This is a genomic window from Salinivibrio sp. IB282 (assembly GCF_001995685.1).
In the GTDB taxonomy this organism is placed as follows: domain Bacteria; phylum Pseudomonadota; class Gammaproteobacteria; order Enterobacterales; family Vibrionaceae; genus Salinivibrio; species Salinivibrio kushneri.
In genome coordinates this window covers 1-4,169 of the sequence record NZ_MUET01000114.1, presented here as the reverse complement: position 1 = coordinate 4,169, position 4,169 = coordinate 1, and the positions used below count along the sequence as shown (strand labels likewise).

General features: G+C 43.5%; 5 protein-coding genes. 2 read left to right on the top strand and 3 right to left on the bottom strand.

Features of this window, described 5'->3' with window-relative positions; genetic code table 11:
* The 3 genes from BZG14_RS14705 to BZG14_RS14690 form a co-directional block, all read right to left on the bottom strand.
* A partial coding sequence (locus BZG14_RS14705) for a hypothetical protein (RefSeq protein ID WP_077609090.1) occupies positions 1 to 331 on the bottom strand: 331 nt, incomplete at its 3' end.
* Positions 332 to 517: 186 nt separating this feature from the next.
* A complete protein-coding gene (locus BZG14_RS14695) occupies positions 518 to 1,117 on the bottom strand; it encodes a hypothetical protein (RefSeq protein WP_077609088.1) in 600 nt (199 codons plus the stop codon).
* Between the two features lie 257 nt (positions 1,118 to 1,374).
* The gene (locus tag BZG14_RS14690; protein WP_077609087.1) at positions 1,375 to 2,112 is read right to left on the bottom strand and encodes an HNH endonuclease; all 738 of its coding nucleotides are present in this window, start codon (positions 2,110 to 2,112) and stop codon (positions 1,375 to 1,377) included.
* A gap of 981 nt (positions 2,113 to 3,093) precedes the next feature.
* Here BZG14_RS14690 and BZG14_RS14685 point away from each other — a divergent pair.
* Both BZG14_RS14685 and tnpA read left to right on the top strand, forming a co-directional pair.
* The gene (locus tag BZG14_RS14685; RefSeq protein WP_241824687.1) at positions 3,094 to 3,984 is read left to right on the top strand and encodes a tyrosine-type recombinase/integrase; all 891 of its coding nucleotides are present in this window, start codon (positions 3,094 to 3,096) and stop codon (positions 3,982 to 3,984) included.
* A gap of 61 nt (positions 3,985 to 4,045) precedes the next feature.
* Positions 4,046 to 4,169: IS66 family insertion sequence element accessory protein TnpA (tnpA, locus tag BZG14_RS16150; protein WP_443509132.1), on the top strand; the 124-nt coding region annotated here is incomplete at its 3' end.

Here is a 4,169-nt window from a genome sequence, read left to right as displayed (position 1 = left end):
ACTCAACGGTTAGCCCTTGTTTTCTAAATGAGATAGCTTTTTCTAGTGTGAAGTTTTTATCGATCCATTTTGATGCTGTTCGCGGAGAAAATCCTGCCTTATTCCATTCAATAATTTTTTTAGGAGACTTGATACCTACTTGAATCCAATCTTTGGCATCAGTTGGGGTGAAACCGCTACTACGAAGAGCTTTTGCATCATATGCTTGTACTCCAATACCTTGCCATGCGCTTGCTTCTTGGTGAGGCATCGAATCCCACGGGCTATAAGAAGCACAGCCTGTCAGAGTTAAGAGCCCTGTCAATACTGCAGCTTTTACAACTTTCTTCATTATCATCTCCTTTGTTTAATGATATTTGTGATTAATATACTGGCTAATGCTAAAAATATGACGCCCTGTTAAGGTGTGAGCAACGCAATACCGATGCCGCTGCAAACCACCTTAAACACTAAACTCAACGCATAGTAAAAATGCCACGCGTTGCGAATCACTCTTAAACAGTTTGTATGGTTTGGTTCAACGTAGTTCACCAGAAAGTTCTTTCCACGCTTCATCAGCGGATATGGGTAACTTCAGTTGACGCTCTACTTTGGACGAAAGACCAATAAACCTAGAGGCTAAGTCTTCTGGCTTTAAGTTAAGCTCTTTACACAGTTTGTCTATGTGGCCTAGTACGCCCGGGGCTAAAAATGCAGATTTAGGATCGAATGGAGGATACATCTTCAATATTTCAGGGTCCTTTGTGCCGCAATTATTCGGACCGTTTAGATCTATAAAGCAAACTTCAAGATATGTGTCCAACGCTTCAGATAGTTTACCTTGCTTCTTTAGAACATCTCCCATTCCCAAGCGAGCATTACGATATAGCCCCCATTTATACTCTGATGCTAGTTGAGGCAATGAAACCTTTAATTGTTCCCACTTAACATCTAAGTCCGTAGGAGTGTTGATGCCTTGACTTATCAGCTTGTTTTTTGTTGCTTCTCTATCGCGCTTTTCCACTAAAAATTGTTCATGGGTACCGTTCTCAATTGCCCACTTTTCTTCTATGAGTTCAATTTGATCGTCACGTACTAAAATCTTGACTCGTTCATCAGGGCAAGTTCGAACATACATAAATTGACTGCAACTAGGGCATTTTTCTTTCGCCCTGGTATTTTATCTAACGTACTACTGCAATAAGGGCACACCGGCTCTTTGTTTCCTACTCTAGGTATCTCAGTTGTTTTGTTCCTCTCGGCACGACTATTACCGAATACTCTAAATATCTTGGATAAGAAACTCATAGCTTTCCCTTGCAAAACCTAACGCTTGGCTTTGCGGCGTGCCGGAGCGCCAGCGTAGGTACGTCCGACAACAGCCACTTGTTAGAGCTACCCAAGGGACAGCCCAATGCGACAGTTATCGGCAATCATGCCGCCGCACTGAATTTTTGAACCATCATCAGCTTTCAGCAACAAATCATCGGTGCTGCCAATTATCTGGTAGGCCCCAACCCGCATATTGATTTTTTCAATAACGATTCCAGAATCAGACGAGGCTCTGAGTCGTAAGGAGATGCTGCCCGGCGCATCTCGCACGATTAGCTCCCCACCTTTTGCTTCAAAATCCCAGTTACCAGAGTACGCTCGCCATTCATTGTCTGTGATTTGAAGACTTATCTCCCCGTGGCTATTGAAGAACGTACCGCTAAATCTTACTGGGCCACCTTCCTCTTCACTTGGTTCGATTTTCACGACGGGGTACCCGTGGATTTCTAACGGTATCGGGGTATTAGTTATAGACGCACCGCCGAGAACGAAACTAGGTTGTTTAGAGCCAAGGTCAAAGAATTCGTGAGCGTAGTTTCTTTTCTGGCTAATTGGCTGCGCTTTTGCCTCCTTGACTSGCTCTTTCGAAACAAAGTCCCTCGTCACTTTTGCGTGGCATTGAGGACAGAGCAGCACAATACCGTCAGGAGAATGCTCTTTTGCATCGGCAAAAACAGGATCTACGTGCTCATACTCAACGATAGCGGCACCGCATAGGACGCAGCCATAACCGCAAGCTTGTCGCACTTCTCTTTTGATGCCTTCCGGAATTGTCCGGCTCAACCCGTACCGATTACCCATAGGTCTCCTGTCGCTCTAACATTGTATTAGCGCGCATACTCGATTTCCCAAAATCGTTATCCGCACCATTTTCTACCTAACCGACTGATCCCAGGCGGATTCTTACTCTTTAATCGATACTGCTCTTCCGCGAAAGTGTGCATACCGCCTATCACTACTCAGATATTCACACTATCCCCAAGCACAAATCTGTAACTATATGACTAATGAGCTCTTTTAATCATCCATTCTAGGATAGTGTGAATCGGTCACGGATAAACGCGCACACTATTGGGTATCTCTGCCCGATAAGCTGGTTAACCGTCCAGTGTTTAGCCATGCTACCGCCGATCAGTTGTCGGCACCTAACACGCCATCGAGTTGGCAGATTTGGGACTAGTGTATCAAGGGCTGTTTTGGTTTTCGTGCGCTATTGTCCAAAGTGTTAGATAAGCCATATTTTGTGAGATGGGTGCAAGAAGTTACCTAGGCGCAACGGATGAATCGTTTTAGTGGACGCTTGGATAAGCAAGAGGAAAAAGGACTGTTAGCAGGATCGGAGTGTTGAACACCTCTCGGTGTTACCCCCCTGATTTTTCTAATGCGAAAACGGGAGTTGTACCCATTCCTTGTTTGACTAAGTGTTTGACTAAAAATCGGCAGGTACAAAAAAGGCGTAGTAGATACTAACCTGCTACGCCTTGCTATATCTGGTGGCCCCTCCCAGACTTGAACTGGGGACCAATCGATTATGAGTCCTACCAGATTCATTTTTATGAGTATGCAAAGCTTATTAATCTCCCGTAAATTCAGAAGGTTACAGGTTTTCCTTTGTTGCGTTAGTTTGCATTGATTTCCATGTCACCTTTCTCTTGTCTGACCCATTACCTGACCTAGCTTTGCTTAGGAAGGAAATCTGTCAACATAATTTTTGGCTGCTTTTAGGTTATATCTATTTGCCTAGAAAGTTAACTTCGCCGAAAAAGACAAGAGCAAATCAGAATGTTAACTGTTACTAAAATTCAATCCGCGACTAGTAGTAAAAATTCCTATTATCTCTGGGATCAATCAGGTCAACGAGGTACAGGGCGTTTGGGAGTAAAAATTTTCACTAGTGGGAAAAAGCAGTTCGTTTTTCGCTACTACCAGCGACAGAAAGAAAAATTTATCTCTATCGGTTTATTCAGCACACGTGCTGGCAGCATGACTCTTATAGAAGCTCGCGAGAAAGCCCAAGTCTTCTCACAACTGTTGCTCAACGGAAAAGATCCTAAATTGCATCTTGAACAACAAGAGCGTGAGCAGAAAAAAATTGATACTGAGAGCAAAAGCTTAGGAACCATTGATGACCTATTCCATAGCTATACTGAGCGGATGAAAATAGATGGAAAGAGAACGTATGAAGAGGTCCGAAATGCACTGGTACGAGAGTTCTATCCATATATAGACAAAAACACCAAGGCGTGTGATGTAACGACGGATGATATTAAATACGTTATYAGTAAGATGATCCAGCGTGGAGCTATCACTCAGAGCAATCGAGTACGTAGTTATGTGATGGCGGCGTTTAACCATGCTATGCGCTTTGATAACGATCCACGCTACTTCTCTTTAGAGTCGAAATTTTCCATAAAATACAACCCAGTAGCACCAATTCCAAAGCAAAAAGATGGTGAGCGTATTGGTGAGCGATTCCTAGAATGGCGAGAGTTAAGACGCCTGCTAAAAGACCTTCGTGAAAACTATGATGTTGTGCCTGTTGGACAAGATTTGAGGCACTTACTTCAACTGTGCATCTATCTAGGGGGGCAACGACCATATGAAGTTATTACCTTAGAATGGTGGAATGTTGATTGGAAAGAAAGGTTTGTCTGCATTACCGTAAGCGGTTAATAAACCCCACATACCCATAAGACACGGACTTTGTCATAGTACCTTTTTAAGCGGAGGTACCATGAAACAAGCACAAAAACGCGCGCACTGGGCGGCGATTATTGAACAACAAAAGCAAAGCACAGTGTCCATTAAGCAGTTTTGCCAAGACAACGCTATTCCCTATCAAACTTTTTATTATTGGT

What these genes read in the sequence shown, in the direction of transcription:
- BZG14_RS14695 (WP_077609088.1), bottom strand. Translation starts at nt 1,117, where the DNA reads ATGTATGTTCGAACTTGCCCTGATGAACGAGTCAAGATTTTAGTACGT.